The sequence below is a fragment of the Halomonas sp. SS10-MC5 genome, assembly GCF_015992245.1.
In the GTDB taxonomy this organism is placed as follows: Bacteria; Pseudomonadota; Gammaproteobacteria; order Pseudomonadales; family Halomonadaceae; genus Halomonas; species Halomonas sulfidoxydans.
In genome coordinates, this window is the sequence record NZ_CP065435.1 from 2,181,525 (window position 1) to 2,207,271 (window position 25,747).

24 protein-coding genes are annotated in these 25,747 nt (G+C 66.1%); 7 read left to right on the plus strand and 17 right to left on the minus strand.

Annotation, left to right across the window (positions count from 1 at the left end):
- Nucleotides 1-295 precede the first annotated feature (295 nt).
- Nucleotides 296-1,627: a YjiH family protein gene (locus tag I4484_RS10240; protein WP_197450834.1), complete on the plus strand. Its 1,332-nt coding sequence runs from the start codon at nucleotides 296-298 to the stop codon at nucleotides 1,625-1,627.
- A 191-nt stretch (nucleotides 1,628-1,818) separates the two neighbouring features.
- Here I4484_RS10240 and hutC read toward each other — a convergent pair whose 3' ends face one another.
- Nucleotides 1,819-2,529, minus strand: coding sequence for a histidine utilization repressor (hutC, locus tag I4484_RS10245; RefSeq protein WP_197450835.1), 711 nt, complete (start codon nucleotides 2,527-2,529; stop codon nucleotides 1,819-1,821).
- A gap of 131 nt (nucleotides 2,530-2,660) precedes the next feature.
- Here hutC and I4484_RS10250 point away from each other — a divergent pair, with 131 nt between their 5' ends.
- Complete coding sequence (locus I4484_RS10250) at nucleotides 2,661-4,043, plus strand: HTH domain-containing protein (protein ID WP_197450836.1); 1,383 nt, start codon at nucleotides 2,661-2,663, stop codon at nucleotides 4,041-4,043.
- Between the two features lie 62 nt (nucleotides 4,044-4,105).
- Here the strand turns inward: I4484_RS10250 and I4484_RS10255 are convergent, their stop codons facing one another.
- A complete protein-coding gene (locus I4484_RS10255) occupies nucleotides 4,106-4,354 on the minus strand; it encodes a hypothetical protein (RefSeq protein WP_197450837.1) in 249 nt (82 codons plus the stop codon).
- Between the two features lie 166 nt (nucleotides 4,355-4,520).
- Here I4484_RS10255 and I4484_RS10260 point away from each other — a divergent pair, with 166 nt between their 5' ends.
- Nucleotides 4,521-4,679 carry a hypothetical protein gene (locus tag I4484_RS10260; RefSeq protein ID WP_197450838.1) on the plus strand — a complete coding sequence of 53 codons (159 nt, stop codon included), beginning with the start codon at nucleotides 4,521-4,523 and terminating at the stop codon, nucleotides 4,677-4,679.
- 102 nt (nucleotides 4,680-4,781) lie between these two features.
- Nucleotides 4,782-5,369, plus strand: coding sequence for a DUF938 domain-containing protein (locus I4484_RS10265; RefSeq protein ID WP_234283495.1), 588 nt, complete (start codon nucleotides 4,782-4,784; stop codon nucleotides 5,367-5,369).
- Nucleotides 5,370-5,375: 6 nt separating this feature from the next.
- On the opposite strand, the gene I4484_RS10270 is transcribed toward I4484_RS10265, so the two are convergent.
- From I4484_RS10270 to speB, 9 genes are all read right to left on the minus strand, one after another.
- Nucleotides 5,376-5,591 carry a hypothetical protein gene (locus I4484_RS10270; protein ID WP_159551913.1) on the minus strand — a complete coding sequence of 72 codons (216 nt, stop codon included), beginning with the start codon at nucleotides 5,589-5,591 and terminating at the stop codon, nucleotides 5,376-5,378.
- An 85-nt stretch (nucleotides 5,592-5,676) separates the two neighbouring features.
- The gene (locus I4484_RS10275) at nucleotides 5,677-6,936 is read right to left on the minus strand and encodes a TRAP transporter large permease (RefSeq protein WP_197450840.1); all 1,260 of its coding nucleotides are present in this window, start codon (nucleotides 6,934-6,936) and stop codon (nucleotides 5,677-5,679) included.
- Nucleotides 6,933-7,475, minus strand: a complete 543-nt coding sequence (locus I4484_RS10280) for a TRAP transporter small permease (protein WP_234283494.1) — start codon at nucleotides 7,473-7,475, stop codon at nucleotides 6,933-6,935. The genes I4484_RS10275 and I4484_RS10280 overlap by 4 nt, the downstream gene beginning before the upstream one ends.
- On the minus strand, nucleotides 7,476-8,471 hold the full coding sequence (locus I4484_RS10285; protein WP_197450842.1) for a TRAP transporter substrate-binding protein: 996 nt from the start codon (nucleotides 8,469-8,471) through the stop codon (nucleotides 7,476-7,478).
- A 144-nt stretch (nucleotides 8,472-8,615) separates the two neighbouring features.
- Nucleotides 8,616-9,104: a GNAT family N-acetyltransferase gene (locus I4484_RS10290; protein ID WP_197450843.1), complete on the minus strand. Its 489-nt coding sequence runs from the start codon at nucleotides 9,102-9,104 to the stop codon at nucleotides 8,616-8,618.
- A gap of 72 nt (nucleotides 9,105-9,176) precedes the next feature.
- The gene (locus I4484_RS10295; RefSeq protein ID WP_197450844.1) at nucleotides 9,177-10,622 is read right to left on the minus strand and encodes an aldehyde dehydrogenase family protein; all 1,446 of its coding nucleotides are present in this window, start codon (nucleotides 10,620-10,622) and stop codon (nucleotides 9,177-9,179) included.
- Between the two features lie 11 nt (nucleotides 10,623-10,633).
- On the minus strand, nucleotides 10,634-12,238 hold the full coding sequence (locus I4484_RS10300) for a 5-guanidino-2-oxopentanoate decarboxylase (protein WP_197450845.1): 1,605 nt from the start codon (nucleotides 12,236-12,238) through the stop codon (nucleotides 10,634-10,636).
- Between the two features lie 77 nt (nucleotides 12,239-12,315).
- Entirely contained in the window at nucleotides 12,316-13,698 is a 1,383-nt protein-coding gene (locus I4484_RS10305) for a YjiH family protein (protein ID WP_197450846.1), read from the minus strand.
- Between the two features lie 88 nt (nucleotides 13,699-13,786).
- The gene (gene speB, locus I4484_RS10310) at nucleotides 13,787-14,737 is read right to left on the minus strand and encodes an agmatinase (protein WP_159551923.1); all 951 of its coding nucleotides are present in this window, start codon (nucleotides 14,735-14,737) and stop codon (nucleotides 13,787-13,789) included.
- A gap of 186 nt (nucleotides 14,738-14,923) precedes the next feature.
- Here speB and I4484_RS10315 point away from each other — a divergent pair, with 186 nt between their 5' ends.
- Nucleotides 14,924-16,339, plus strand: coding sequence for a sigma-54-dependent Fis family transcriptional regulator (locus I4484_RS10315; protein WP_197450847.1), 1,416 nt, complete (start codon nucleotides 14,924-14,926; stop codon nucleotides 16,337-16,339).
- Between the two features lie 139 nt (nucleotides 16,340-16,478).
- Here I4484_RS10315 and I4484_RS10320 read toward each other — a convergent pair whose 3' ends face one another.
- The 6 genes from I4484_RS10320 to I4484_RS10345 all read right to left on the minus strand — a co-directional run bounded on the left by I4484_RS10320 (nucleotide 16,479) and on the right by I4484_RS10345 (nucleotide 24,302).
- Entirely contained in the window at nucleotides 16,479-17,594 is a 1,116-nt protein-coding gene (locus tag I4484_RS10320; RefSeq protein ID WP_197450848.1) for a histidinol-phosphate transaminase, read from the minus strand.
- A 109-nt stretch (nucleotides 17,595-17,703) separates the two neighbouring features.
- Complete coding sequence (locus I4484_RS10325; RefSeq protein ID WP_197450849.1) at nucleotides 17,704-19,095, minus strand: FAD-binding oxidoreductase; 1,392 nt, start codon at nucleotides 19,093-19,095, stop codon at nucleotides 17,704-17,706.
- Between the two features lie 66 nt (nucleotides 19,096-19,161).
- Complete coding sequence (locus I4484_RS10330) at nucleotides 19,162-20,784, minus strand: ABC transporter ATP-binding protein (protein WP_197450850.1); 1,623 nt, start codon at nucleotides 20,782-20,784, stop codon at nucleotides 19,162-19,164.
- A 10-nt stretch (nucleotides 20,785-20,794) separates the two neighbouring features.
- On the minus strand, nucleotides 20,795-21,631 hold the full coding sequence (locus I4484_RS10335) for an ABC transporter permease (protein ID WP_197450851.1): 837 nt from the start codon (nucleotides 21,629-21,631) through the stop codon (nucleotides 20,795-20,797).
- Nucleotides 21,628-22,605 (minus strand): ABC transporter permease, encoded by a 978-nt coding sequence (locus I4484_RS10340; protein WP_197450852.1) that lies wholly within the window; start codon nucleotides 22,603-22,605, stop codon nucleotides 21,628-21,630. Before I4484_RS10340 ends, I4484_RS10335 begins: the two co-directional genes overlap by 4 nt.
- Before the next feature lie 140 nt (nucleotides 22,606-22,745).
- Nucleotides 22,746-24,302 carry an ABC transporter substrate-binding protein gene (locus I4484_RS10345; RefSeq protein WP_197450853.1) on the minus strand — a complete coding sequence of 519 codons (1,557 nt, stop codon included), beginning with the start codon at nucleotides 24,300-24,302 and terminating at the stop codon, nucleotides 22,746-22,748.
- Between the two features lie 152 nt (nucleotides 24,303-24,454).
- Here I4484_RS10345 and I4484_RS10350 point away from each other — a divergent pair, with 152 nt between their 5' ends.
- Entirely contained in the window at nucleotides 24,455-25,135 is a 681-nt protein-coding gene (locus I4484_RS10350; RefSeq protein WP_197450854.1) for a GntR family transcriptional regulator, read from the plus strand.
- A 92-nt stretch (nucleotides 25,136-25,227) separates the two neighbouring features.
- Nucleotides 25,228-25,683: a TerB family tellurite resistance protein gene (locus I4484_RS10355; RefSeq protein ID WP_197450855.1), complete on the plus strand. Its 456-nt coding sequence runs from the start codon at nucleotides 25,228-25,230 to the stop codon at nucleotides 25,681-25,683.
- Nucleotides 25,684-25,747: the final 64 nt, after the last annotated feature.

A 25,747-nucleotide genomic window follows, 5' to 3' on the forward strand; every position in this document is an offset into this window, starting at 1 on the left:
TATTCGTATTGTATATACATTTAAGTCGTCATGGGCGCGAGGTCAAGTCGCTCTCGGTGTCCCGGTGGCAGTGAATCGAATCCGGCTCGCCGAAAATTGCATTAAACTAAGTAGAATCAGTCCACTAAAAGAGTGGCGTGTTGCCTTCATGGGGCTGGTTTCAGACTAAGGTCTAAAGGGCTTCGGCAAAACGTCATTGGTGCGTGGGTGGGGTTTATTGTATATACAATAGGCGTGTCCATGCCGATCCGCAGGACGAGCCCTACGATCACAATCACAACGCGAGGAAACGACCATGGCGATACCGGAACCGGCCACCCGCAAGTTGCACGGTGGCGCCTGGATCACAGCGGCCAAGCTGCTTCTGCCCAGCGCGCTGGGCATCCTGATCTTCTTCGTTCCCGTCACCCTTGGCGGGAGACACACGATCCTGCTCGACCATATGGTGACCGTGGCTCGGGGCTTGCTGGGCGAAGCCGCCGGTCTCTATGCCTTGGTATTGATACTCGCCGGGGCGATCTATCCGCTGTGGAAGGGCACCTGGAAACGCAGCCTGACCGATCGGATCTTTACCGCCCTGAAGCTGGCCGGGGTGGCGGTAGCCGTCATGGCGCTGACGGGCTGGGGGCCGACGCTGCTGCACGAGCCGGACATGCTGCCGTTCCTGTTCGACAAGCTGGTGATACCGGTCGGGCTGATCGTGCCGATCGGGGCGGTGTTCCTGGCGCTGCTGATCGGCTACGGGCTGCTGGAGCTGATCGGCGTGCTGCTGCAGCCGGTCATGCGTCCGGTCTGGCGCACGCCGGGGCGCTCCGCCATCGATGCGGTGGCGTCGTTCGTGGGTAGTTACTCGATCGGCCTGCTGATCACCAACCGGGTCTACCAGGCGGGGCAGTACTCGGCACGCGAAGCGGCCATCATTGCCACCGGCTTCTCCACGGTCTCGGCCACCTTCATGATCATCGTGGCGAGAACCCTGGAGCTGATGAGCGTATGGAACCTCTATTTCTGGTTGACGCTGGCGATCACCTTCGTGGTCACCGCCATTACCGTCCGCCTGCCGCCTCTGTCGCGACTGGACGATAGCAGGCGCGACGGTGAACCCGAGGCGCCGGCCGGCAAGCGGTTGGCCACCGCCTGGCGTACCGGCCTGGCGGTAGCCGACCGGGCGCCGGGGCTGCATCGCAGCGTGGCGCTCAACGTGCGCGAGGGCATGCTGATGGCGATCAGCATCCTGCCGTCGATCATGTCGGTGGGGCTTCTCGGGCTGCTCGCCGCCAAGTACACCCCGCTGTTCGAGTGGCTGGGGTGGCTGTTCTACCCGTTCGTGGCGATCTGGGGGCTCGAGGATGGGGTGGCGCTGGCCCAGGCGACGGCAGCGGGGCTGGCCGAGATGTTCCTGCCGGCGCTGCTGATGGCGGAAGCCGAGTTCGTCGCCCGCTTCGCCGCCGGCGTGGTGTCAGTCTCGGCGGTGCTGTTCTTCTCCGCCTCGATTCCCTGCATCCTGGCGACCAGCATTCCGCTGTCGGTAGGGCGCATCGTGGCGGTGTGGTTCCTGCGCGTGGCGTTGAGCCTGACGTTGGCGATACCGGCCGCCTACCTGGTCCAGGCGCTGGGCGTCAGCTAGACGCCACGCCCGCGCCCGGTGTGACTGTAACCCCGGGCGCAGCCTGGCTCGTCAACCCACTTGTGCCTCAGTAGCCACGGTAGGATTAAAAAAATGAGGCGACAACGGTGATTTCAACGCGACCCGAACGGCGACCTCCTTGATGCGATACCTGGCGCCGCCCTGCGAATCGAATCCGCGGCGGGCGGCGCTCAGCTGCGGCGCAACGATGAACGAAGCTTGTAGCGTTCACCGGGATGGAGGAGACGGGCATAGCTGATCAGATGATCGCCCGACCAGGTGCGGCGCGTCATGCTGAGGCAGGGACGATTGACTTCGATCTCGAGTCGTCGGGCGGTGGCGGCATCGACCAGGACCGCTTCGACCACGTGTTCGATGTCGGTGATGGGGCACGCCGCCACCAGCACCTCGTTGGGCGTGTGGCGGCTGAAATCGGTCTCCAGGTAATCGGGCACCCAGCGCGGATTGACGAAGCGCTCCTCGAGCTGGATCGGCACGCCGTTCTCGCGATGCACGATACGCGTATGGAAGACCCGGGTGCCGAGGCGAACGCCCAGACGCAGTGCCACTTCGTCGTCGGCGGCGATGGCTTCGGCGAGCAGCACGTCGTTGCTGTAGAGATGGCCGCGGCCGCGCACTTCTTCGGCAATGTTGTGCACGTCGACCAGCGACGACTCCACCTTGCGATCCGCGACGAAGGTGCCTAGTCCCGGCTGTCGCGTCAGGTAGCCCTGCTGCACGAGATCGCGGATCGCCTTGTTGGCGGTCATGCGGCTGACGCCGAAGTCCCGTGCCAGCTGTTCCTCGGGGGGGATCTGGTGATGCGCCTCCCACTCGCCTCCCTGGATCTTTTCCAGCAGGTGCTGCTGAATCTGCAAGTAGAGTGGAGGGGTGCTGCCCATGAATCGGTTCCCTGTGCCGGTTTGTATATACATAGTCTACCTGGCCTGGCGTGAGGAGACAGCCTATGGATGAGCGCGATATGAGCGGGAGCGCGGCGTCGTGTCAATGGAATTAACGAGGCAGGTCCGGCATGTCACGTACCACGCGGCTGCTTGAGCTGATGCAGGTGCTGCGGCGCCATCGCCGTCCGGTCAGCGGCAATGCGCTGGCTCGCGAGCTGGGGGTCTCGCTGCGCACCCTCTATCGCGACATTGCCTCGCTACGCGCCATCGGCGCCGAGATCGACGGCGAACCGGGGATGGGCTACCTGCTCCGCCCCGGCCTGATGCTGCCGCCGCTGATGTTCACGGAAGAGGAGCTCGAAGCGCTCGCCCTGGGGCTCAGGTGGGTGGGTCGCCGTGCCGACGATGGCCTGTCGCTTGCGGCAGGGGATGCCCTGGCCAAGCTGACCGCCGTGCTGCCGGGCGAACTGCGGCACAGGATGCAGGACTCAGCGCTGTGGGTGGGGCCCGGCTGGGAGCGACCCCAGGTCGTCGACCTCGAAACGCTGCGTCGCGCGATCCGCCGCGAACGCAAGCTGCACATCGACTATCGCGACCAGCAGGGGAAGCGCTCGTCACGTCTGATCTGGCCTTTTGCGATTGCCTTCTTCGAGTCGACGCGTCTCGTGGTCGGCTGGTGTGAACTGAGACAGGCCTTCCGCAGCTTCCGAACCGATCGCATCGAGGCGGCCAGTCCGCTCGAGGAGCGCTACCCACGGGCGAGGGCAGTATTGGAGAGGGAGTGGCTGGACTCACTGCTGCCAGAATCTGTCAGTGTCGAGTCGTATGCTGGTGCTACCTCAAACCGAAGGGAGGAGTGCCACATGCAACACGACATCGTTTTCTACACCAACCCGCTGTCACGGGCCGGCATCGTGCACTGGATGCTGGAGGAGATCGGCCAGCCCTACCGCATGGAGGTGCTCGAGTTCGGGGCGCCGATGAAGTCGCCGACGTACCTGGCCGTCAATCCGATGGGCAAGGTGCCGGCGATACGCCATGGCGATACCGTGGTGACCGAGGCCGCAGCGATCTGCGCCTACCTTGCCGAAACCTTCCCCGAGGCCGGGCTGCTGCCGGCAGCCGAGGCTCGCGGGGACTACTATCGCTGGCTATTCTTCGCCGCAGGCCCGGTGGAGATGGCCCTGTCGCTCAAGCATGCCGGTTTCTCGCTCACGGCGGAGCACGAGATGCAGTTCGGCTGCGGCTCCTATGAAGCCGTCGTCGAAACCCTGGCCAAGGCGGTAGCGGGGCGCCGATACATTGCGGGCGATACCTTCACGGCCGCGGACGTCTATGTCGGCTCGCATATCGGCTGGGGCATGCAGTTCGGTACGCTGGAGAGGCGCCCCGAGTTCGAGGCGTACTGGGCCGGTCTCAGGGATCGCCCGGCCAATCGGCGCAGCGAGGCGTACATCGCCGAGGCCATGCAGGCCCAGGCGGCGGCCGGCAGTGCGCAGCCGACATCCTGAGCGAGAGAGTTCGGATACGCAGCCCGGCGTGCCATGCGAGCGGCAACGCCGGGTACGTTGCATCAGATCTCCTTGCCGCCCTGGGGATCGGAGGCGTCGTAATCCTGAGTGTCGTCGGGGGGTGACCCGGGTTCGAGCGAGGTCTCGTGCTCATATTGCCGGGCGGCCTCGATGGCCTCCGGTTCGGTATCGTGGCGCGAGATCTCCTGTGGCAGGTCGGGATCGGTGACGTCGAGCACCCGCCAACCGCTTACCAGAACCGCCTCGCGACTCTCTTCCCTGATCGGCTCGACACGTGCCGTTCGCGTCATGACTTCCTCCATGGTGGTTGAACCACCTTAACCATGGCAGAGGAAGCCATGCTTGGCGAATGACGGCGTGGCGGGAGACCTGGCCGGAAGGGGCCGCTACGCTTGACCTGACCCGTGCCGCGGTCCATACAGGAAGAGTCACTCGCCCGACAACAGGAGGTCAGGTATGAAGAGGCTGATAGGACTCGCGGCCGCATGGTGGCTGCGCAAACCGGAAAATCGTGAGAGGCTCAAGCGCAAGGGCAAGGGCAAGCAGATGATCGACGGCTTTCGTGGTCGTCAGGCGCGCTCGACGGCAGAGCACCAGCGTCGCCGCCATCCGTGAGTTGCCATGCGTGAGATGCTGGCCCCGGCTGACACCGGGGCCTTGTTCGTATCCATTGACCGACCATGAACAGCGAGGCCGACCGAGACCATGAGCCGCCGCATGATGAGCCCAGCCGCGGCTCGCAATCGCCAGCCGATACTCGATGTCCTGAGCGTGATCCTGCCCGAACGGGCCCGGATCCTGGAGGTGGCCAGCGGCAGCGGGGAGCACGGGGTGCACTTTGCCGCGGCAAGGCCCGGCTGGGAGTGGCAGCCCAGCGACCCCAATCCCGAGGCGCGTGACTCGATTACCGCCTGGCGCGAACACGCCGGCCTCGCCAACCTGCGCGCGCCCTTGCCGCTGGATGTCGGGGGAATCTGGCCGGCCGGTCCCTTCGACGCCGTGGTGGCGATCAACCTCGTGCACATCTCGCCGTGGGAAGTGACCGAAGCGCTGATGGCGCGAGCGGCGCAGCGGTTGCGAGAGGGCGGGGTGCTCTATCTCTACGGACCGTACCGCCGTGACGGTCGCCATACCGCGCCGAGCAACGCCGCCTTCGATGCCGATCTCAAGGCGCGCGACCCGCGCTGGGGAGTACGCGATCTCGAGAGCGTCGTGACCGAGGCCCAGGCGCATGGCTTCATGCTGGAACAAACCATCGAGATGCCGGCCAACAACCTCAGCGTGGTGCTGCGCCTGCATGCCTGAGCGGTGTCACTGCTCCGCTTCGCTGCGGGTCTCATCGACCTGCCCAGGTACGCGATAGCGTACGCCTTCGGCCTGGCGATCGTCCTCGTAGCGCCGGGTTTCCTCCTCGGCCGGGACGCCCCATAGGGTCTCGCGGTTGCCGTCTTCGTAGGTGTAGGTGGTGCAGCCCGCGAGCAGGGCGAGGCCAAGGGCAAGACCAAGAGGAAATGCAAGGCGCAGCATGGTAATCACGTGGAATCCCTTCGATGGGTGGTTCAGCGGCCAGCCTGAGGCCAGGCCGCAAGGTCGTCAAGTGGTTGAAGCGGCTTCATCCCGACCAGCCCAGCAGGATCGGGACATAGACCACCAGCAGCAGGACCGCGATCAGGCCCAGCAGGTAAGGCAGGATGGCGCGAGTGATCCGCTCCAGCGGTAGCTGGGTCACCGACGAGGCGACGTAGAGGTTGATGGCCACCGGCGGCGTGATCATGCCGATCGCCAGGCCCATCACGATGATGATGCCGAAGTGGATCGGGTCGATGCCGAGCTGGCCGACCAGCGGCAGCAGCACCGGCGTGAGGATGATCAGGGCGCTGGCGGTTTCGATGAACACGCCGGTGAGCAGGATCACCGCCACTACCAGCAGCATGATCACGTGGGGGTTGGTCGAGAGAGACAGCACCGCCTGGGCGATGGCGCCGGGGACCTGCCAGCTGGAGAGCGTCCAGCTCAGCACGGCTGAGGTGGCGATGACCAGCATGATCACCGCAGTGGTGATCGCCGAGCGGATCAGGATGCGATAGACGTCGGCCAAGGAAAGATCGCGATAGACGAACAGCGAGACGAGCAGGGCGTAGTTGACGGCTACCACGGCCGCTTCGCTCGGCGTGAAAATGCCGGAAAAGATGCCACCGAGAATGATCACTGGCGTCATCAGGCCCCAGCTGGCCCCCTTGAAGGTGCGCCAGATCGTCGCCGGTGACAGCGCGGTACCGCGCGGGTAGTTGCGCCGATAGGCCTGGACGATGGCGATGGCGGCCAGCCCGATCCCCATCAGGATGCCCGGCACGATGCCGTTCAGGAACAGCTTCGATACCGACTGCTGGGCGATGACGGCATAGATGATCATCGGCACCGAAGGCGGTATCACCACGCCGATGGTGCCGCTGGCGGCGATCAGGCTGGCCGCCGAGGCCGGATCGTAGCCCTTGCGCTTGAGCTCCGGCACCAGGCTCGAGCCCACCGCGGCGGTGGTAGCGGCACCGGAGCCGGAAATGGCCGCGAAGAACATGCCGGCGCCCACCGACACGATGGAGAGACCGCCCTTGAGGAAGCCGAACAGCGAGTCGGCGAAATCGACCAGTTTCTCGCTCACCTTGCCCTGGGCCATCAGGTCGCCGGCCAGGATGAACATGGGCACGGCCACCAGGGCGAAGGAGTTGATGCCCTGGAACATCTGCTGGGTCACCACCATCAGCGGCACGCCCTGGGCGTTGAGGGCGAGCAGCGTACTGGCACCGATGGCGAGCGCGATCGGTACGCCCAGCAGCATGAAGGCGAAGAACAGCACGAACAGCAGGGCGGTCATGGCGGCGGCTCCTCGGCGGTGTCACTGCCGGTCTCGCCTGCCTTGGGTCCCTTGACGATGAATTCGACGATGTCGATCAGGGCGTACCAGGCCATGATGGCGGCGGCGAGGGGGATCACGGCGTAGACATAGGTCATCGACAGCCGTAGCGAAGCCGAGCGCTGGAAGCTCTGCACCTGCATGTAGCGGTAGCCGATCACGACCAGCGCGATCATGAAGCCCAGTGCCACCAGTACCGCGGCGATACGCGCCAGCTGGGCCAGGCGCGGGGGCAGGGCGTCGACGACGAAGGTCACGGCGATATGGCGACCACGCTGGAACGCCAGGGTGGCGCCGAGGAAGGTGATCCAGATCAGCAGGAAGCGCGCGACTTCCTCGGTCCAGCCCACCGCGGTGAAGAAGACGCGGGAGACGATCTGCAGCGTGATCACGCCGATCAACGCCGCCATGCCCAGGAACACGATGGGCTGGATGACGGCGTCGAGGGCGCGCTCGCTACGCTGCAGCAAGCTCGTGAGAGCGTGCAGCGGAGCGTTCACTTATTGCAGGGCCTCGCGGATGCGGGTGAGGTAGTCGCCGAACTGGTCGCCGTATTTCTCGTAGACCCCCTCCACGGCAGCCTGGAACGCCTCGAGGTCGGGATCCTCGACGATCTCCATGCCGGCGGCGCGCAGCTCGTCGAGCTGGTCGGCCTCCATCTCGGCGTTCATGCGGCGCTCGTGCTCGGCGGCCTCCTGGGCGGCTTCGATCAGCACCTCCTGGGCGGCTTCCGGCAGCTGGTTCCAGGCCGGCATGCCCATGACGAAGATGGCCGGCGCGTAGGTGTGGCGCGACAGCGTCATGTGATCCTGGGTCTCGTAGAGCTTGAACGAGTGGATGACGTTGACCGGGTTCTCCTGGCCGTCGATGGTACCCTGCTGCATGGCCGTCAAGGCCTCGGTCCAGGCCATGGGAATGGCGTTGGCGCCGAGTTCGCGGAACGTGTCGGTGTAGACGGGGTTTTCCATAACGCGAATGCGCAGGCCGTCGAGGTCATCGGGGCTGCGTACCGCATGCTCGCTGTTGGTCAGGTTGCGGAAACCGCGCTCGGCGTAGGCCAGGCCCTTGAGGTTGACGTCGGCGAGCTTGTCGAGCAGCTCCTGGCCGATCTCGCCGTCGAGGACCTCGTAGGCGGCTTCGGGCGAGGGGAACAGGAACGGCAGTTCGAACACCGCCATCTCCTCGACGAAGTTGGCCACCGGGCCGTTGGTGATCACGCCCATGTCGACGGTACCGATCTGCATGCCCTCGAGCAGGGTGCGTTCATCGCCTAGCGAGGCATTGGGGTAGATGTCGATGGAAATGGTGCCATCGGTGCGCTCGGCGACCAGTTCCTGGAACTTGACCGCGGCGATGTGGAAACCGTCCTGCTCGTTGACCACATGGGCCAGGCGCAGGGTGACGGGATCCATGTCCTCGAAATCGGAGGCCTGGGCAGCGGAAACCAGGGCGAGAGAGAGGCCGAGTGCCAGCGTGCTGCGTGCGAACGTTTTCATTTTTAATTTTCCTTTGTCGGGTCAAACCGTTGTGGAGGATGCCCCAGCCAGCCCGACAGGGTCAATCATTAGACCATTATCAAGTAACAGGCTAACTACCGAGTTGGTGGCCATGGCGCGGCGATTCGCTCGCGCCGGCCTTTCTCACAGCAGGCGGTACATCACATGGGCGTCGACCAACCCCAACTGGGGATGGCGGAAGGCGCAGGGCAGGGTGCCGACGATCTCGAAGCCGTGCTTCTGCCACTGACGGATCGCCACTTCGTTGGTCGAGACCACCATGTTGAACTGCATGGCGGTGAAACCCAGCTCACGCGCGACACGCAGCGAGTCCTCGCACAGCTTGTTGGCGATGCCCTGGCCGCGGGCCTGCTCGGCCACCAGGTAGCCGCAGTTGCACACGTGGTCGCCGGGGCCCGGCTGGTTGGGCTTGAGGAAATAGGTGCCGAGAACGCGCCCGCGGGCATCCTCGGCCACGCGCACGGCGCGCGGCAGCTCGACCCACATGCGGTAGGCGTCGGATTCCCCGATGTCACGCGGTACGGCGTAGCTGTCGCCGGCGTGCAGCACCGGGGCAATGAAATCCCACATGGCGGGCCAGTCACCCGACTGGTAGGGGCGGATGCGGATCATCGGTGTCCTCCTTGATACCTGGCATCGGCCCGATTCTACGGCATGTCAGCGTGGAAAGGGCGTCCTCCCATGTCAGGCCGGGCCAACGAGATGCTTGACCGCCAGGTAGGCGGAAAGCCCCCAGGGCCCAAGCTCGCGACCGATGCCGCTGCGCTTGAAGCCGCCCCAGCCGGTTTCGGGCAGCACCAGTTGCTCGCCGTTGAGCCAGACGCTGCCGGCCTGCAGGGCGCGGCCGATGCGCGCGGCCCGCTCCCGGTCGGCGCTCACCACCGTGGCGGCCAGGCCGAAGTCGCTGTCGTTGGCCAGCATGATCGCTTCCTCCTCGCTCGCGACGCTGCGTGCGCACAGCACCGGGCCGAAGATCTCCTCGCGCCACAGGCGGCTCTGCGTCGGCACGTCGCGGTAGAGAGTGGGGGCGAGGAAATAGCCCCGTGACGGCAGTGTGCGGTGGCTGGCGTCGCGCACCGCCCTGAGCCCCTCCTGCTCGGCGACGGCGAGATAGGCCTGGACGTTCTCGCGCTGGCGGGCGCTGGTCAGCGGCCCCATGTCGCTAGCCTCATCCAGGGGGTCGCCCAGCACCAGGGCGTCGATACGTGCCGCCAAGGCGTCGTACAGGCTTTCGGCGACGGCTTGGTGGACGATCAGCCGCGAGGTGGCCGAACAGATCTGGCCGGCATTGAAATAGATACCGGCCATGACCCAGTCGGCGGCCTGCTCGGGGTCGGCATCTTCCATTACCAGGATCGGCGACTTGCCGCCGAGTTCCAGCGAAATGTCGGCGGCGCGTTCGGCGGCGGCGTGCATCACCGCTTCTCCGACCCGGTTGCTGCCGGTGAACGAGACCTTGTCGATGCCGGGGTGGGCGGCCAGCGGTGCACCGATGCCCTCGCCATCACCGAACAGCAGGTTGAAAACGCCGGCTGGCAGGGCGATCTCCTGGGCGATCTCGGCCAGGGCCCGCTCGGGCAGCGGGGTGACCTCGGAAGGCTTGAGCACCACCGTGCAGCCGGCGGCAAGCGCCGGGGCAAGCTTCCAGGCGCTGGTCACCAGCGGGAAGTTCCACGGCGTGATCAGCCCGACCACGCCCACCGGGTCGTGATAGCAGCGTGCCTCCACGCCCGCCGTCTCCAGCTCGACGAGCCGGCCCTGGCGCTCGTCCAGGGCGCGGGCCTGGCCGGCGTAGTAGCGGTAGCAGGCGATGGCGTCATCGAGATCGATGCCGGCCTCGGCCAGTACCTTGCCGTTGTTGGTCGAGGAGAGCCTGACGAGCTGCTCCCGGCGCCGGCTCAAGCCATCGGCGAAACCCTCCAGGTAGATGGCGCGCTGGGCGCCGGACAGCTCCCGCCAGGCCGGTAGGGCGCGACGTGCTGCGGCAACGGCATCGTCGACGTCGTCCGGATGGCCGGCGGTGACGTCGGCGATCGTCTCTTCGCGATAAGGGTTCATCACCGGCAAGTAGCGCTCGCCTCGCGATGACACCCAGCGGTTGTCGATGAATTGTCTGTCGAGTTGCGGCATAGGAACACTCTTCATGATTCGGTGGCCTCGAGCCAGGCGCTGGCGTCCACTTCGATCAGCAAGGGGCCGCCGTTGGGGCGAACGGCAAGGGCCCGGGCCAGCTCGGCGGGATTGCCGACCCGGGTGGCCAGGCAGCCGAAGCCGGCGGCAACGGTCTGGAAGTCGGGCGCCTGGATGTCGACACCGCAACGCGCGACGCCATGGGCATCCATGTAGCGGCGGATCTCCTCATAGCCCTGGTTGTGCCACAGCACGATCACTACCGGCAGGCGCTCTTCCACGGCGGTGGCGAGCTCGCTGAGGGTGAACATCACGCCGCCGTCGCCGACCAGGGCCACCACGGGAAGTGTGGGCTGGCCCAACTGGGCGCCCAGCGCGGCAGGCAGCCCATAGCCGAGGGTGCCGTAGCCGGTGGAGGCGTTGAAGTAGCGGCGCGGCTCGGGCTGCGAGACCAGGTGATTGCCGGCGTAGACCGGGGCGGTGGAGTCGCCGACCAGGATCGCCTCGGGCAGTGCCTCGCGCAGGACGGCATAGAAGGGTACGAAGGGGGCGAAGGCCGGGTCGGCAGCGAGCCCCAGCGCCGCGAGGGTGGCCGCGGTGCGTTCCCTGCCGGCGCGTGAGAGCGCCTCGGGGAAGAACTCGGCGAGCAGTGCCAGGCTGCGCCCGGCATCGCCCACCAGGCCCAGCGAGACCTGCTGGTTGCGCACCAACTGCTGGGCTTCGAGGTCGATGCGGATCAGCCTGCCGTGCAGTTCGAAGCCGTCGTCGAAGACCACGTCGTAGTCGGTCTCGCCGAGCTCGGTGCCCACGGCCAGGATGACGTCGGCATGGCGGGCCAGCTCGCGCACGGCGGGCAGCGCCGCGTTGGCGCCCAGATCGAGAGGGTGGTCGCGCCCCAGCACGCCCTTGGCGTTGATGGTAGTAACGGTGGGTGCGTCGAGCCGCTCCACCAGGGTGCGGGCCGCCGCGGGGGCCTCGACGCAACCGCCGCCCAGCAGCACCAGGGGCCTTTGCGCCTCACGTAGCCAAGCGGCGGCCAGGGCCAGCCCCTCGGGATCCGGTGCCGGACGGAACAGGCGAGCCGGGGGCGGCAGTTCGGCTGAGGTCACCGGGGCGTCGAACAGGTCGATGGGAATCTCGATATGCACCGGCCCCGGTCGTTGGCTCTCGAACACCGCAAAGGCGCGGGCCAGCACTTCCGGCAGTGCGGCGGGGTCGAGCAGGGTATGGCTGAAGCGCGAAACCCCTGCCATCAGTTGCTGTTGGCTCGGCAGCTCGTGCAAGCGGCCCTGACCGCGCCCCAGGGTGTCGCGGCGGTTGACGCTGGAGATCACCAGCATGGGGATCGAATCGGCCAGCGCCTGACCCATGGCGGTGGCGATATTGGTCATGCCGGGGCCGGTGATGATCAGGCACACGCCGGGCTTGCCGGTAGCGCGGGCATAGCCGTCTGCCATGAAGCCGGCGCCCTGCTCGTGGCGCGGAGTGACGTGGCGCACGCCGCCATTCTCCAGCCCGCGATAGAGCGCCACGGTATGCACGCCGGGAATGCCGAACACGGTGTCGACGCCATAGGTATCGCGTAACAGGCGCAACAGCAACTGGGCACAAGTCATGGGTAAACCTCTCTGGCTACGGGCTACGGGCTACGGGCTACGAACTGCTCGATGCTCGAAGCCCGTTGCTTGCGGTATCAAAAGAAGAAAGTGTGGGCCATGAAGGCAATGATCGGCAGCGTGATGGCGGTGCGCAGCAGGAAGATGGCCACCAGCTCCCACAGCTTGAGCGGGATCTTCGACTTGAGCAGCAACGCGCCGATCTCCGACATGTAGATCAACTGGGTCAGCGACAGGCAGGCGATGACGAAGCGGGTCAGCTCGCTCTCGATGTTGGTCGCCAGTACCGCCGGCAGGAACATGTCGGCGAAGCCCACCAGGGTGGCGGGAGCGGCCGCCTGGGCCTCGGGAATGCGCAGCAGCTCGAGCACCGGCACCATGGGGTAGGAGAGCCAGGTGAACAGCGGCGTGAACTCGGCCAGGATCAGTGCCACGGTGCCGATGGCGAACACCAGCGGCAAAAGGGCGAGGAAAATGTCGGCGACGTTGAACAGCGCGTTGCGCACCAGTTCCCTGGGGCCGGGTGCATGTTCGGCACGACGTACGGCCTGGGTCAGGCTATAGCGCAGCAGGCCCATCTCCTCGGTGCGTTTCTCGGCCAGCTGACAGCCCACCGGCTCGTAATAGGTGTTCGGCTTGCGCGACAGCGGCGGCAGGCGCGGCACGATCACCGCGGCGATCAGTCCGGCCACCACCACGGTGAAATAGAACTGCACGAACATGTGGTTGATGTCGACGAAGCTGGTGATCAGCAGGCTGAAGGCGATCGAGACGATGGAGAAGTTGGTGGCGATCACCGCCGCCTCGCGACGATTGTAATAGCCTTTTTCGTACTGCTGGGTGGTGATCAGCACGCCGACCGTGCCCGAGCCCATCCATGAGGCGGTGGCGTCGATGGCGCTGCGGCCGGGCAGGTTGAAGATGGCTCGGAAGGGCTTGCGCACCAGGCTGCCGATGAACTCCATGAAGCCGAATTCGACCAGGAACGGCAGCAACAGGGCGGCGAAGAAGAAGAAGGTCAGCAGCACCGGGGCCAGGTCGTTGAGCATCACGCCTCCGGTGAACGAGGCGGTGACGAACTCGGGGCCGAACTGGAAGAAGGTCATCAGGGCGAAGGCGGCCCCCAGGATACGCATGCCGAACCACACCGGGCCGACGTGGAACATGTCGCGCAGCACGCCATTCTCGGCCCAGCCCGGGCGGGCCAGCTTGACCCAGCTGGTGGCCAGGACCGAGAGCACCAGCACGACCACGGCGATGGCCGGCAGGGCGCCGGCAAGCAGCGCCTTGAGACCGTCGGCCATCAGGCCCATGCCGATGTTGATGGTGTCGCCGACCTGGAACGGAATCAGGAACAGGCCGACACCGAGCGCGGAGGGAAGCAGGAATTTCAGCAGGCTGCCACGCTCGAAAGGCGCCTGGGCGGCAACGTTTCGCGGGGTGGTATCAGTGGAGGACATGGGATTTCCCTTTGGGTTGTCGTTGTAGGATCAGGTGGTGTCGGGTCAATTGCGACGCTTGTGTCAGTCGCGTCGCTTCACGCTTGTGTCAGTCGCGACGCTTCACGCCGGGCAGGGCGCAGAGCATTTCGTAGAGCAGGGTGGCACCCATCAGCGCCGTGTTGCCGCTCGGGTCGTAGGGCGGCGAGACCTCGACCAGATCGCCGCCGACGATGTTGAGCCCGGCGGTGCCACGCACGATCTCCAGCCCCTGGGCGGAGGTCAGCCCGCCCATCTCGACGGTGCCGGTGCCGGGAGCCACGGAGGGGTCGAGCCCGTCGATATCGAAGGTGACGTAGACCGGCGTGTCGCCCATCTGCTCGCGCACTTCCGCCATCAGCGGCTCGAGCGAGCGGTACCAGCACGCTTCGGCGGTGACGACGCGGAAGCCCTGCTGGCGGCACCAGTCGAAGTCTTCGGCGGCGTAGCCGGTGCCGCGCAGGCCGATCTGCACCACCTTGCCGTGGGCCAGCAGCCCCTCCTCCTGGGCGCGTCGGAATGGCGTGCCGTGGGCGATGGGTTCGCCGAACATGTGCTCGTTGACGTCGGCATGGGCGTCGATATGGATCAGCCCCACCGGGCCGTGCCTCTTGGCGATGGCGCGCAGGATGGGCAGGGTGATCACATGATCGCCGCCCAGCGTCAGCGGCGTGCAGCCATGGCCGAGCACCTCGTCGTAGAAGGCGCTGATGATGTCCACCGTCTTGGGCAGATGGAAGGTGTTGATCGGCACGTCGCCGATGTCGGCCACCTGCAGGCTGTCGAAGGGCGCGGCGCGGGTGGCCATGTTATAGGGGCGCAGCATGCGCGACTCGTCGCGGATCTGGCGCGGGCCCAGGCGCGTGCCGGGACGATTGGAGGTGGCGATGTCCAGCGGTACGCCGATGAAGGCCACGTCGAGCCCTGCAGCGGTAGGCTGGGTGGGCAGGCGCATCATGGTGGCGGGTCCGCCGAAGCGCGGCATCTCGTTGCCGCCGAGCGGCTGGTTGAAGTCGGGCATGGTCGGCTCCTTGCGTAACGTTGGGTCTGGGAACGTCTCTCCCCTGCCTATAGCAGCTTTCGTGCCAACCCCGTGCGGCCCGCCATCATGGGATTTTGCCGCCCCGGGCGATGCAAGATTGAATCGCCATCGCCGCTCATGTGATGCATGATTGAATCAGGATTCATATTTGCATCGGTGGAACGCATGAGCGACATCGACCGGGAAGTGATCAGGACCATCGTCGAAACGGCCAACGACCATTTCTTCATCGTCGACGGTGAGGGGCTGGTATTGGACGTCAGCCCGGGAGCGGCGGCGGTCTACGGCATGGCGCGGGAGCGCCTTATCGGCAGTACCGTTCAGCGGCTCGAGGCGGAGGGAGTGCTCAAGCCCTCCATCAGCCTGGAGGTGATCCGCAACGGCAAGCCGGCTCAGCTGATGCAGGTGACCGGTACCGGCAGGCGGGTCATTGCCGAGGCCCATCCGGTGTACGTCGAGGGCAAACTTGCACGTATCGTCAGCCGCTCTCGCGACCTCACCGACCTGCAGCTGCTACAGGACGAATACGCACTGCTGCAAAAGCGCTTCAGTGAGCACCTCAAGCGCAGCCAGGGCGGCGGCAATGCCGAGGATGGCCAGCTCGAGGCGGCGCTGGACGAGCTCCAGGTGCGCAGCGACGTGATGCGGGAGCTGGCCCTGCTGCTCAAGCGCGTGGCACCGTCGGATGCCACGGTATTGATGCTTGGCGAGTCGGGCGTGGGCAAGACCGCCTTCGCTCGCCAGCTGCATCGCTGGAGCCGGCGTCACGCAGGGCCGTTCGTCGAGGTGAACTGCGGGGCGATACCGGAGAACCTGTTCGAGTCGGAGATGTTCGGCTACCAGCCGGGCGCCTTCAGCGGGGCGGCGCGACAGGGCAAGGCCGGGCTGCTGGAACAGGCGGAGGGCGGCACGCTGTTTCTCGACGAGATCGGCGAGCTGCCGCTGCCGATGCAGACCAAACTGCTCAAGGTGATCCAGGACGGCAGCGTCACCCGGCTGGGCGACACCCGCCCGCGGCGGGTCGACTTCCGCCTGGTGGTGGCCACCAACCAGGACCTGGCCAGGCGCGTGGAGAGCGGCGCCTTCCGCCTCGACCTCTACTATCGGTTGAACGTCATTCCGGTGACCCTGCCGCCCCTGCGCGAGCGTCGCGAGGACATTCCGGCCCTGGTCGAGGCGTGCCTGGAGCGGCTCAACCAGCGCTATGGCCAGCGCAAGCTGTTGCATGGCAGCACCTGGTCCGAGCTGATGGGCGGTGACTGGCCGGGCAACGTGCGCCAGCTCGAGAACTGGCTGGAGCGCGCCTGGCTGTCGAGTCCGGGCGACCTGATTCACTCACCGACCCGCGCCGAGACGGCGGCTCCGGTGGCGGTCTCGTCGCCCGATCGGGCCACGGCGGCCGTTCCGACGCTGACGCAGGGCGAAGGCCTGAACGATTATCTGGCCCGTGCCGAACGCAGCGTGCTGGAGGAGATGTGCCGTACGCTAGCGAGCACCTATGCCATTGCCGAGCGGCTGGGGGTCAGCCAGCCCAGCGTGGTGCGCAAGTTGAAAAAGCACGGGCTCAGGATCGAACGCTAGGCTTTATCCGAAAAGTGCCTGCGCTCGGCCATACGGCGTTAAAAATCGGCTCAAAGTACTCATTTACAACCTGTAAACTCCGTCTTTTCACCGATTTTTGCCTTGTCTGACCATCGCTCGTCGACTTTTCAGACAAAGCCTAGTCGGCCCCGTTCGTGGTGATGGCACGCTCGAGGATCTCGAAGCGACCGGGCACCAGGGCATCCTCCACGGCGGTGATACGCAGCACGTGGCCGAGATCCGGATGCGCGGGGCGGGCGATGAGACGGCCGGCTTCGAGCAGCTCCTGATTGAGTCGTCCCGCCAGCTCCGCGCTGGGCAGGCGGATGGCGATGAAGTTGGTCGCACTGGGCAGCACGTCGGCACCCAGGTCGCGAAAATGCCGGGCAAGGCGTTCGCGGCGCTGCTTGACGTCACGAATGTGCGCTTCCACCTCGCTGTGGTGATCGAGCACGGTCTCGGCGACGGCCAGCGTCAGGGCGGATACGGCGTAATGGATGCGTACCTTCATCATCATGGCCAGGGTTTCCGGCTCGGCAATGGCGTAGCCGATGCGCATCCCGGCCAGCCCGTGGGCCTTGGACAGCGTGCGCAGCCGGATCACCCCGGGCAGGACCTCGCGACTGAACGGCGAGTCGGCGTCGTCGCGAAAGTCGTGGTAGGCCTCGTCGAGCAGCAGCCAGCAGTCATCGGGAAGTTCGGCACGCAGCCGGCGGATCTCCTCGTCGCTGTGGAGATGTCCGCTGGGATTGTCGGGGTTGGCGACGTAGACCAGCCGGGCCCGGTGCTCGTGGGCGCTGGCCAGCAGCGCCTCGAGGTCGGGCGAGAGCAGGCCCGGCGCCTCCCGATAAGGCCGTTCGACGAGATGACAGCCCTGGCCACGGGCGAAGTAACCGAAGGTGGGATAGGTGCCGCTGGCGCTCACCACCGTACAGCCGGACGTGGCCACGGTGCGCAGCGCCAGGGCGATCAGGCTGTCGGCGCCGGCGTCCACCAGGATGGCCTCCAGCGGCAGGCCATAAAGGGAGGCAAGCCGCTGGCGTACCCCGAGCGCTTCCGAATCGCCGTAGCAGTAGACGTGCTCCACCATGGCGTCGCCGAAGCGTTCCCGCAGCGCCCGGTGGGGCATGTCGAGCCCCTCGTTGGAGCCCAGACGATGAGGGATCTCCCGGCCGATACGCCGCTCCAGCACCTTGATGCCGGGAAAGGGGTTGCTGGGACCGGGGCCGGTCAAGTGGTCGGGAAAACGGGGCATGGAAGACTCCAGTACTCGAGAAGCAGTGTAAGGGATCGTCGCAGGAGGCGGTCGCTGGCTCAAGTCGACGCCCGGCAGGGCGTCAGCGGCCTGGGCCGAACCGCACGATTCACTCCTCGGCAGCCAGGACCTTGTCGCGGTTGAGCAGCTTCAGCGGATCCAGCGCACGCTTGAGGGTATGCATCAGGGCGATCTCCTCGGGCGTGCGCGACAGCGCCAGGTAGTCGCGCTTCTCCAGGCCGATGCCATGCTCGGCGGAAACCGAGCCGCCCAGTTCGGCCAGGGGGGCATAGACGATCTGCTCCACGGCACGGCGGGTTGCCGGTTCGCCATCGCCGACGCTGACCGTGACGTGCAGGTTGCCATCGCCCAGGTGACCGAAGACCACGATGCGCCCCTGCGGCCAGCGCTGCTGCACGGCGCGCTCGAGCTCCGCGGCATAGCCTGGCATGTCGGGGATGGGCAGGCTGACGTCGAAGGTGAACAGGGGGGCCAGATGCTGGATCAGCCCCTCGATGTCCTCCCGTATATTCCAGATGCCCTGGCGCTGGGCATCGGACTGAGCCAGCACGGCATCCTCGATCAGGCCGGCCTCGAGAGCCGACTCCAGGGCGGCGCTGAGCTGTGCCGTATTTGCCGAGTTGTCGCTGCCCAGCGACTCCACGATGGCGTAGTAGGGCCAGCGGGGCGGCAAGGGAGGCGTATTGCGGCCGCTCTCCTCGGTGAGCAGGGCATAGTGGTTGCGCCACATCACCTCGAAGGTGCCGAGGCTGCCGCCGAGTTCACGCCCCAGATGGGCCAGCAGCCCGGCTACCCCATCGAAGTCGGGACAGGCCACTAGGGCAGTGCGCTCGCTGGCCATCCTGGGGTGCAGGCGGAGCACGGCACGAGTGACGATACCCAGCGTGCCTTCGCTGCCGATGAACAGCTGCTTGAGATCGTAGCCGGCATTGTTCTTGAGCATGCGATTCATCGAGCTGACCACGGTGCCGTCGGCGAGTACCGCCTCGAGACCGAGGACCTGCTGGCGCATCATGCCGTAGCGAATCACCCTCACGCCGCCGGCGTTGGTGGCGATGTTACCGCCGATGGTACAGGAGCCCCGCGCGCCGAGATCGAGCGCGAACTGCAGGCCATGCTCGGCGGCGGCTTCCTGCACCCGCTGCAGCGGCGTGCCGGCCAGCACGGTCAGGGTGCCGCCGACCGGGTCGATCGACTCGATGGCGTTCATTCGCTCGAGCGAAATCACCAGCTCGTCGGGTGCCGCCTCGCCACCATGGACCAGGCCGGTGAGCCCGCCGTGGGTCACTACGGGTTGACGGGCGGCATGGCACAGGCGCATCACCGCGGCGAGCTCGGCAGTGGTGCCGGGGCGTATGATGGCGCCGGCGCGACAGCTCGCGCCGCTCATCCAGTCGACCTGGCGCTGGGTCACGTCGTTACCGGTGAGTACGTTGCCTGGACCGACGACGGCAGCGATATCCTTCAGCAGTGCTTGCATTCGGTATCCTTTGCTTTCCTTGTTCTTCGAGCTTGTTCTGCGAGCTTGGGCCTTCGAGCCTGGACTTCAGGCCATGGCCGCTTCGTGCGCACGACCGGGAATGGCGTCGAGAAGCTGCTTCGTATAGGCCTCTTGCGGGCTGAGGAAGACCTCCTGGGCGGTGCCCCGCTCGACGATGCGACCCTGCTGCATGACGATGATGGTGTCGCAGATCTGGGCCGCGACGCGCAGGTCGTGGGTAATGAACAGCAGCGAGAGCGACAGTTTCTGCTTGAGCTCTTCGAGCAGTTCGAGCACCTGGGCCTGGATCGAGACGTCGAGTGCCGACACCGCCTCGTCGGCGACGATCAGTTCCGGATTCAGCGCCAGGGCGCGGGCGATGCCGATGCGCTGGCGCTGGCCGCCGGAGAATTCGTGCGGAAAGCGATCCACGGCCACGGCGCCAAGCCCCACCAGCTCCAGCAGTTCCTCCGCCTGGCGCATGGCCTTGGCGCGTGGCTCGCCGTTGGCCATGGGGCCCTGGGCAATGGCATAGCCGACCCGGTGGCGCGGATTGAGCGAGGCGTAGGGGTCCTGGAAGATCATCTGCACGCGATGTCGCTCGCGGCGCAGCGCGTCGCCGCGGAGAGCGGAGAAATCGGTGCCGGCCAGCGCGAGCGTGCCGCTGTCGGGCCGCTCGAGGCGCACCACGCAGCGCCCGAGTGTCGACTTGCCCGAGCCGGATTCGCCGACGATACCTACCGTCTCGCCGGGGGCCAGGGTGAAGGAGACGTCGTCCAGTGCGCGTACCTCGCGCGCTGGCCTGAACAGGCCGCCACGGGAGCGGAAGGTCTTGTTCAGGTTGCACACCTCCAGCAGCGGCGCGGGGCGTTCGCCGCCTCTCGCTTCGGGGATCACGTTACTGGGGATCGCCTCGAGCAGGGCCCGGGTATATTCGTGGCGCGGGTTGTCGAGCACTTCGTCGGCCATGCCGAGTTCGACGATCCGGCCATAGCGCATGACGCACACACGGGTGGCGACTTCGGCCACCACGCCGAAGTCGTGGGTGATGAACATCACCGCCATGCCGCGCCGCTTCTGCAGGTTGCGGATCAGCTCGAGGATCTGCGCCTGAGTGGTGACGTCGAGTGCCGTGGTGGGCTCGTCGGCGATCAGCAGCTCCGGCTCCAGGGCCAGCGCCATGGCGATCATCACCCGCTGGCGCTGGCCGCCGGAGAGCTGGAAGGGATAGGCCCGAATGGCCCGCTCGGGCTGCGGAATACCGACCTCCTCCAGCAGCGCCAGGGCCTTCTCCTGGCGTTCGCGACCGTTGTACTTGCCGTGGGCCTCGAAGACTTCGGCAATCTGGGCGCCGACCCGCATCAGCGGATTGAGCGCGGTCATCGGCTCCTGAAAGATCATGCCGATGCGCAGGCCGCGCAGCTGGCGGTGCTGCTTCTCGCTCAGCGTGAGCAGGTCCTGGCCGTCGAACAGCACTTCACCGGCGGTGGGGCGTACGCCCTTGGGCAGCAGGCCCATCACGGCATTGGCCGCCATCGACTTGCCGGAGCCGGATTCGCCCACCACGCAAAGGATCTCGCCGCGCGCCACGTCGTAGCTGACGTCCTCCACCGCGTAATCGCGGTCGGCTCCCTGGGGCAGGGCCAGGGTCAAGCCGCGGATGCTCAGTACCGGGGTATTGTCGTTCATGCTCCCTCTCCTATGTGCGTTCGCGAGCGAGCTTGGGGTTCAGGGCATCGTCGAGCCCCTCGCCGACCAGGTTGAGCGCCAGTACCGTGAGCAGGATCGCCACCCCCGGAAAGAAGCTCAGCCACCAGGCCTGGCGGATCACCGTGCGTGCGGCGCCGATCATGTAGCCCCACGACATCACGTTGGGATCGCCCAGGCCCAGGAAGGAGAGCGCCGACTCCAGCAGGATCGCCGTCGCCACCATCAGCGAGGCGAGCACGATGATGGGCGACAGCGTATTGGGCAGGATCTGCTTGAGGATGATGGTGCCGTTGGTCTGGCCGACCAGTCGTGCTGCCTCCACGTACTCGCGATGGCGCAGCGACATGAATTCGGCGCGCACCAGACGAGCGACCGGCGGCCAGCTGACGATGGCGATCGCCAGCACGATGGAGGTCACGCTCGGCTGCATGATCGCCACCAGCACGATGGCCAGGGCGAAGTTGGGGATGGTCTGGAAGAACTCGGTGAAGCGCATCAGGGCGTCGTCGATCAGGCCGCCGTAGTAGCCGGCCACGGCGCCCAGCGGCACGCCGATGAGCAGCGCCACCGTGGTCGAGATCAGGCCGATCAACAGCGAGACCCAGGCGCCGTGCATCAATCCGGCGGTCACGTCGCGACCCATGGTATCGGTGCCCAGCGGAAAGCCCTCCATCTCGAGCGGCGGAAGGAAGGGGCGCTGCATCATGCGCCAGGGCGACTCGGGGTAGAGCAGCGGCGCGAGAATCGCCATCAGCACGATGGCAAGCAGAATGACGAGGCCGACCAGGGCGCCGCGGTTCTGGGCGAAGCGGGCGAAAAAGCTCATGACGCCTCCTTGATGCGCGGGTCCGCCAGGCGATAGACCAGGTCGGTGATGATGTTGAACACGATCACCAGCGCCGCGGAGAAGAAGAAGATCCCGAGCAGCAGGTTGTAGTCGCGCTGTTGCAGCGCCTCGAACATCAGCCGGCCGATGCCGGGCCAGGCAAAGACCGTCTCGGTGAGGATGGCACCACCCACCATCTGGCCCGCCTGCAGGCCGGCCAGGGTGATGATCGGCAGCAGGGCATTCCTGAGAATGTGGCGGCGCTGGATCACGCGGGGGCTGAGCCCCTTGGCGCGAGCGGTCTTGACGTAGTCCTGCTGGCTCGCCTCGAGCATCGAGGCGCGGGTCATGCGGGTATAGATGGCCATGAAGAACAGCGCCAGGGTGGTGGCGGGCAGGACGAGGTGCTTGGCGACATCGAGCACCAGGGCGAAGCCGGTATGCCCGGCACCCACCGTATACATGCCGTAGGCTGGCAGCCAGCCGAGATAGACCGAGAACAACACCACGGCCATCAACGCGACCCAGAACAGCGGGGTGGCGTAGAAGATCAGCGCCAGCGCCATGATCAGCGAACCCGAAGGCTTCTTGACCCGGGCCGCGGCCATGGAGCCGAGCACGATACCCAGTGCCAGCGACAGTACGAAGGCGGTGCCGGTCAGCAGCAGGGTGGCCGGCAGGCGTGCCAGGATCAGGTCGAGCACCGGCATGCCCTGGCGATAGGACCAGCCGAAGTCGAGCGTGGCGATGCCCGACAGATAGTGCCATAGCTGTACGTAGAGCGGCTGGTCGAGGCCGAAGCGCTCGCGTAGCTGGCGCAGGAACTCCTCGTCGGTGGCGCCGGCTTCGCCGGCCAGGATGGCGGCGGGATCTCCCGGCGCCAGCTGGATCAGGACGAAATTGAAGATGACGATCAGGAACAGTACGACGACGGCCTTGAGCAGCCGCATCGCGATCAAGCGGGCATAGAGCATGCAGCAAGCCTCTGGTACGTGGGTACGCAACCGCCTGGGCGAGCGAATCGCCGCGTTGCGCGGGGCTCGATCTCGCTCGGCGGCTGGTTGCCGTTCAAGACGGGGCGGCCCGCGGGGCCACTCCCGTCACTTGCATGCGATCAGCGATCGAGCCAGGCGTTCCGGAAGCCATCGTTCACTCCGACGCCGGAGGTGACCAGATCCTTGACGTCGCAGCGGTAGATGGTCGGGAAACCGAGCTCCAGCAGCCAGCCTACCGGCACGTCCTCATGGAGGATCTCCTGGGCCTCGCGATAAAGTGCCTCGCGCTCTTCCTCGGGATAGGCGGTGGCCGCCTGGTCGAACAGCTCGTCGATGCGCTCGTTCTCGTAGCCCTCGACGTTGTTCCACGGCGAGCCCTTCTCGATGTTGTCCGAACGGTAGGAACGGGTGATGCCCAGCGCCGGGTCACCGTACTGGTAGAGGTAGGTGAAGGCCATGTCGTAGTCCCAGTCGCCCAGGCGCTGGTTCCAGCCGCCCACGTCGGTGGACTGGGTGCGCACGTTGATGCCCACCTCACGCAGATTCTGCTGTACGGCCTCGGCCCAGCGTGTCCAGGTCTCGCCGTAGGGCAGCGGCAGCAGGCGTACCTCCTCGCCGTCGTAGCCCATCTCGTCGAGCAGTTCGCGGGCCCGGTCCGGGTCGTGGTCGTAGGGCTCCAGGCCGTCGTGGCGGAACTTGGCATTGGAACCGAAGGCGGAGAGCGGGACCTGGCCGAGCCCGTTCCACAGCACGTCACGGGCAAACTCACGATCCATGGCGTACATCACCGCCTGGCGGAAGCGCTTGTCGGCGGTGGGGCCTTCGCGGTTGTTCATCCACAGCATGGCGAAGGGGCTGAAATACTCATGCCCCTCCTCCGTGACGCAGGTGTTGTCCATTTCCGTGAGGCGCGGGATATCGAAATTCTCCACGGTACCGTTGGGCAGCACGTCGACGGTACCGTTCTCGTAGGCCACGGCGCGAGAGGCACCGTCGGGGATCACATGCCAGTTGACGCCGTCGAGGTAGGGCAGGCCCTCCTCGTAGTAGTCGTCGTTGCGCACCAGCTGGATCACGGTGCCGCGCTCCCAGTCGTCGAACTTGAACGGGCCGGTACCGATGGGATGGTTGTTGGCCTCGTTGTCGCGGAACTCGGTGCCTTCGTAAATATGCTTGGGCACCATGGTGAAGGTGCCGGCCTCGAACGAGAGCAGGAACGGGCCGAATGGCTCGGCCAGGGTGAAGACGACGGTGTGGTCGTCGGTGGCCTCGATGCTCTCGACGTGCTGCAGCACGGCGCGGGCGCTGGGATTGAGCTCGCGATGGAAGATATCGGCCGAGAACACCACGTCCTCGGCGGTGAAGGCCTCACCGTCGTGCCATCGCACGTCGTCCCGCAGATGGAAGGTGTAGACCAGGCCATCGTCGCTGACGTCCCACGACTCGGCGAGCTGTGGCCGCGGTTCCAGGTCGGTGGAGTAGCTCAGCAGGCCCTCGTAGATGTTGCCGGCGACCTTGCGGGTGGGGTCGTTCTGGACCATGCCCAGCACCAGGCCGGGCGGTTCGGGCTGGATGATGGTGTCGATGACTCCGCCGCGCTTGGGCTCGTCGGCGGTGGCAAGAGCGGAAGTGAAGGCCAGTGTGGCGACGGCCAAGGCCAAGGGCGTCTTTCGCATTATCGGATTCCTTGTTGTTGTCACGTCTGTTCTGACAGCCCTTTTGACCATAGCAGCGCCTTCCAAAACTGTCGACAGTCGCCAATCGACGGTCGACATGGACGTTGGCTGCGTCATACTCTAGCGAAGTCAACCCGCAAGAGCCCCAGTGAATGACAGCTTCCAATGCGTTCGGTAGCGGCATGGTCATCCAGCAGCGCAATCTGGTGGAGCAGGTCGCCGACTTCCTCACCCAGGCCATCATCAGCCAGCACTACGCCCCCGGCGAGCGCCTGTCGGAAGTGCAGCTGGCTCGCGACCTGGGCATCAGCCGTGCGCCGGTACGCGAGGCGGCCCGGCTGCTCGAGAGCCGTGGCCTGCTGGTGTCCCAGCCCCGGCGTGGTTTCTTCGTGCGCGCGCTGGATGCCAGCGAACTCAACGACGTGTTCGACCTGCGCCTGTGCCTGGAGCGCCATGCGCTGTCACGGCTGGTCGAGACCTATGACGCCGACAAGGAGCAGGCGCTGCGCCGTCAGGTCGAGTTGATGTGCGAGGTGGCACTCAACGACAGCGACAGCCGCAAGATCGAGGAGGATCTCGTCTTCCATCGGATGCTGATTGCTTTCACCGGCAATCGACGCCTGCTCAAGGCATTCGACGACATCACCCATGAACTGCGTCTTTGCATCGCGTTGATCGGCAAGACCCATGCCGATCCCGACAGCATCGCGCCCAGCCACTGGCTGCTGCTCGATGCGCTGGCCAGCGGCGACGCCGAGCGCTGTCGCGAGGCGATCGACTACCACATCGGCGTGGCGCAGCACTACGTGGTGAAGGGGATCGGCGAAGCCTGAGCGCCGCGGCACGCCTTGTCTGCGGCGCCATGTCGCCATGGAACGCCCGCGGTCCGGGCGGGTCAGATGCGTTAAACGGCCAAGGGGTGACCATGCTTGCAACCATTCAGCGCTTTTTTCAGCAGGCCCTGACGGAACCCGCGGGCGAGGGAAGCAGTGGCCCGACGCTCGAGCGCGCCACCGCCGCCCTGTTGTGCGAGGTGGTGCGCGCCGACTATCACACCGACGAAGCGGAACTCTCGTCGCTGCGCCGGATGCTCAAGCGGCATTTCGGCCTCGGCGATGGCGAAGTCGAGGAGCTGATGGAGCTGGCGCGCGAGGAGATCGAGACCTCGGTCGATCACTACCAGTTCGTCAGCCTCATCAAGCAGCATTACGGCTATGCGCAGCGCTGCGAGCTGGTGCGCATGATGTGGTCGCTGGCCTATGCCGATGGCGAGTCCCATCATCTGGAGGAGCATCGTATCCGGCGCCTGGCCGAGCTGCTGCACGTCAGCCACTCCGATTTCATCCGTGCCAAGCTGCAGGCGCAGGCCGACGCCGAGTAGATCGCCTTGATCCGTGGCATGAAATGCGGGATCAAGGCGGCCGCGGGCGTATCGCGCTGCTAGA

What these genes read in the sequence shown, in the direction of transcription:
- I4484_RS10290 (WP_197450843.1), bottom strand. Translation starts at nt 9,104, where the DNA reads ATGATCCGCATCCGCCCCTACCAGTCGGGTGACTGGCCCGCCATGTGG.
- I4484_RS10265 (WP_234283495.1), top strand. Translation starts at nt 4,782, where the DNA reads ATGATGAGCCCAGCCGCGGCTCGCAATCGCCAGCCGATACTCGATGTC.
- I4484_RS10330 (WP_197450850.1), bottom strand. Translation starts at nt 20,784, where the DNA reads ATGAACGACAATACCCCGGTACTGAGCATCCGCGGCTTGACCCTGGCC.
- I4484_RS10260 (WP_197450838.1), top strand. Translation starts at nt 4,521, where the DNA reads ATGAAGAGGCTGATAGGACTCGCGGCCGCATGGTGGCTGCGCAAACCG.
- I4484_RS10345 (WP_197450853.1), bottom strand. Translation starts at nt 24,302, where the DNA reads ATGCGAAAGACGCCCTTGGCCTTGGCCGTCGCCACACTGGCCTTCACT.
- I4484_RS10315 (WP_197450847.1), top strand. Translation starts at nt 14,924, where the DNA reads ATGAGCGACATCGACCGGGAAGTGATCAGGACCATCGTCGAAACGGCC.
- I4484_RS10285 (WP_197450842.1), bottom strand. Translation starts at nt 8,471, where the DNA reads ATGAAAACGTTCGCACGCAGCACGCTGGCACTCGGCCTCTCTCTCGCC.
- I4484_RS10325 (WP_197450849.1), bottom strand. Translation starts at nt 19,095, where the DNA reads ATGCAAGCACTGCTGAAGGATATCGCTGCCGTCGTCGGTCCAGGCAAC.
- I4484_RS10240 (WP_197450834.1), top strand. Translation starts at nt 296, where the DNA reads ATGGCGATACCGGAACCGGCCACCCGCAAGTTGCACGGTGGCGCCTGG.
- I4484_RS10350 (WP_197450854.1), top strand. Translation starts at nt 24,455, where the DNA reads ATGACAGCTTCCAATGCGTTCGGTAGCGGCATGGTCATCCAGCAGCGC.
- I4484_RS10250 (WP_197450836.1), top strand. Translation starts at nt 2,661, where the DNA reads ATGTCACGTACCACGCGGCTGCTTGAGCTGATGCAGGTGCTGCGGCGC.
- hutC (WP_197450835.1), bottom strand. Translation starts at nt 2,529, where the DNA reads ATGGGCAGCACCCCTCCACTCTACTTGCAGATTCAGCAGCACCTGCTG.
- I4484_RS10305 (WP_197450846.1), bottom strand. Translation starts at nt 13,698, where the DNA reads ATGTCCTCCACTGATACCACCCCGCGAAACGTTGCCGCCCAGGCGCCT.
- I4484_RS10355 (WP_197450855.1), top strand. Translation starts at nt 25,228, where the DNA reads ATGCTTGCAACCATTCAGCGCTTTTTTCAGCAGGCCCTGACGGAACCC.
- I4484_RS10320 (WP_197450848.1), bottom strand. Translation starts at nt 17,594, where the DNA reads ATGCCCCGTTTTCCCGACCACTTGACCGGCCCCGGTCCCAGCAACCCC.
- I4484_RS10295 (WP_197450844.1), bottom strand. Translation starts at nt 10,622, where the DNA reads ATGCCGCAACTCGACAGACAATTCATCGACAACCGCTGGGTGTCATCG.
- I4484_RS10275 (WP_197450840.1), bottom strand. Translation starts at nt 6,936, where the DNA reads ATGACCGCCCTGCTGTTCGTGCTGTTCTTCGCCTTCATGCTGCTGGGC.
- I4484_RS10335 (WP_197450851.1), bottom strand. Translation starts at nt 21,631, where the DNA reads ATGAGCTTTTTCGCCCGCTTCGCCCAGAACCGCGGCGCCCTGGTCGGC.
- I4484_RS10300 (WP_197450845.1), bottom strand. Translation starts at nt 12,238, where the DNA reads ATGACTTGTGCCCAGTTGCTGTTGCGCCTGTTACGCGATACCTATGGC.
- I4484_RS10255 (WP_197450837.1), bottom strand. Translation starts at nt 4,354, where the DNA reads ATGACGCGAACGGCACGTGTCGAGCCGATCAGGGAAGAGAGTCGCGAG.
- speB (WP_159551923.1), bottom strand. Translation starts at nt 14,737, where the DNA reads ATGCCCGACTTCAACCAGCCGCTCGGCGGCAACGAGATGCCGCGCTTC.
- I4484_RS10270 (WP_159551913.1), bottom strand. Translation starts at nt 5,591, where the DNA reads ATGCTGCGCCTTGCATTTCCTCTTGGTCTTGCCCTTGGCCTCGCCCTG.
- I4484_RS10340 (WP_197450852.1), bottom strand. Translation starts at nt 22,605, where the DNA reads ATGCTCTATGCCCGCTTGATCGCGATGCGGCTGCTCAAGGCCGTCGTC.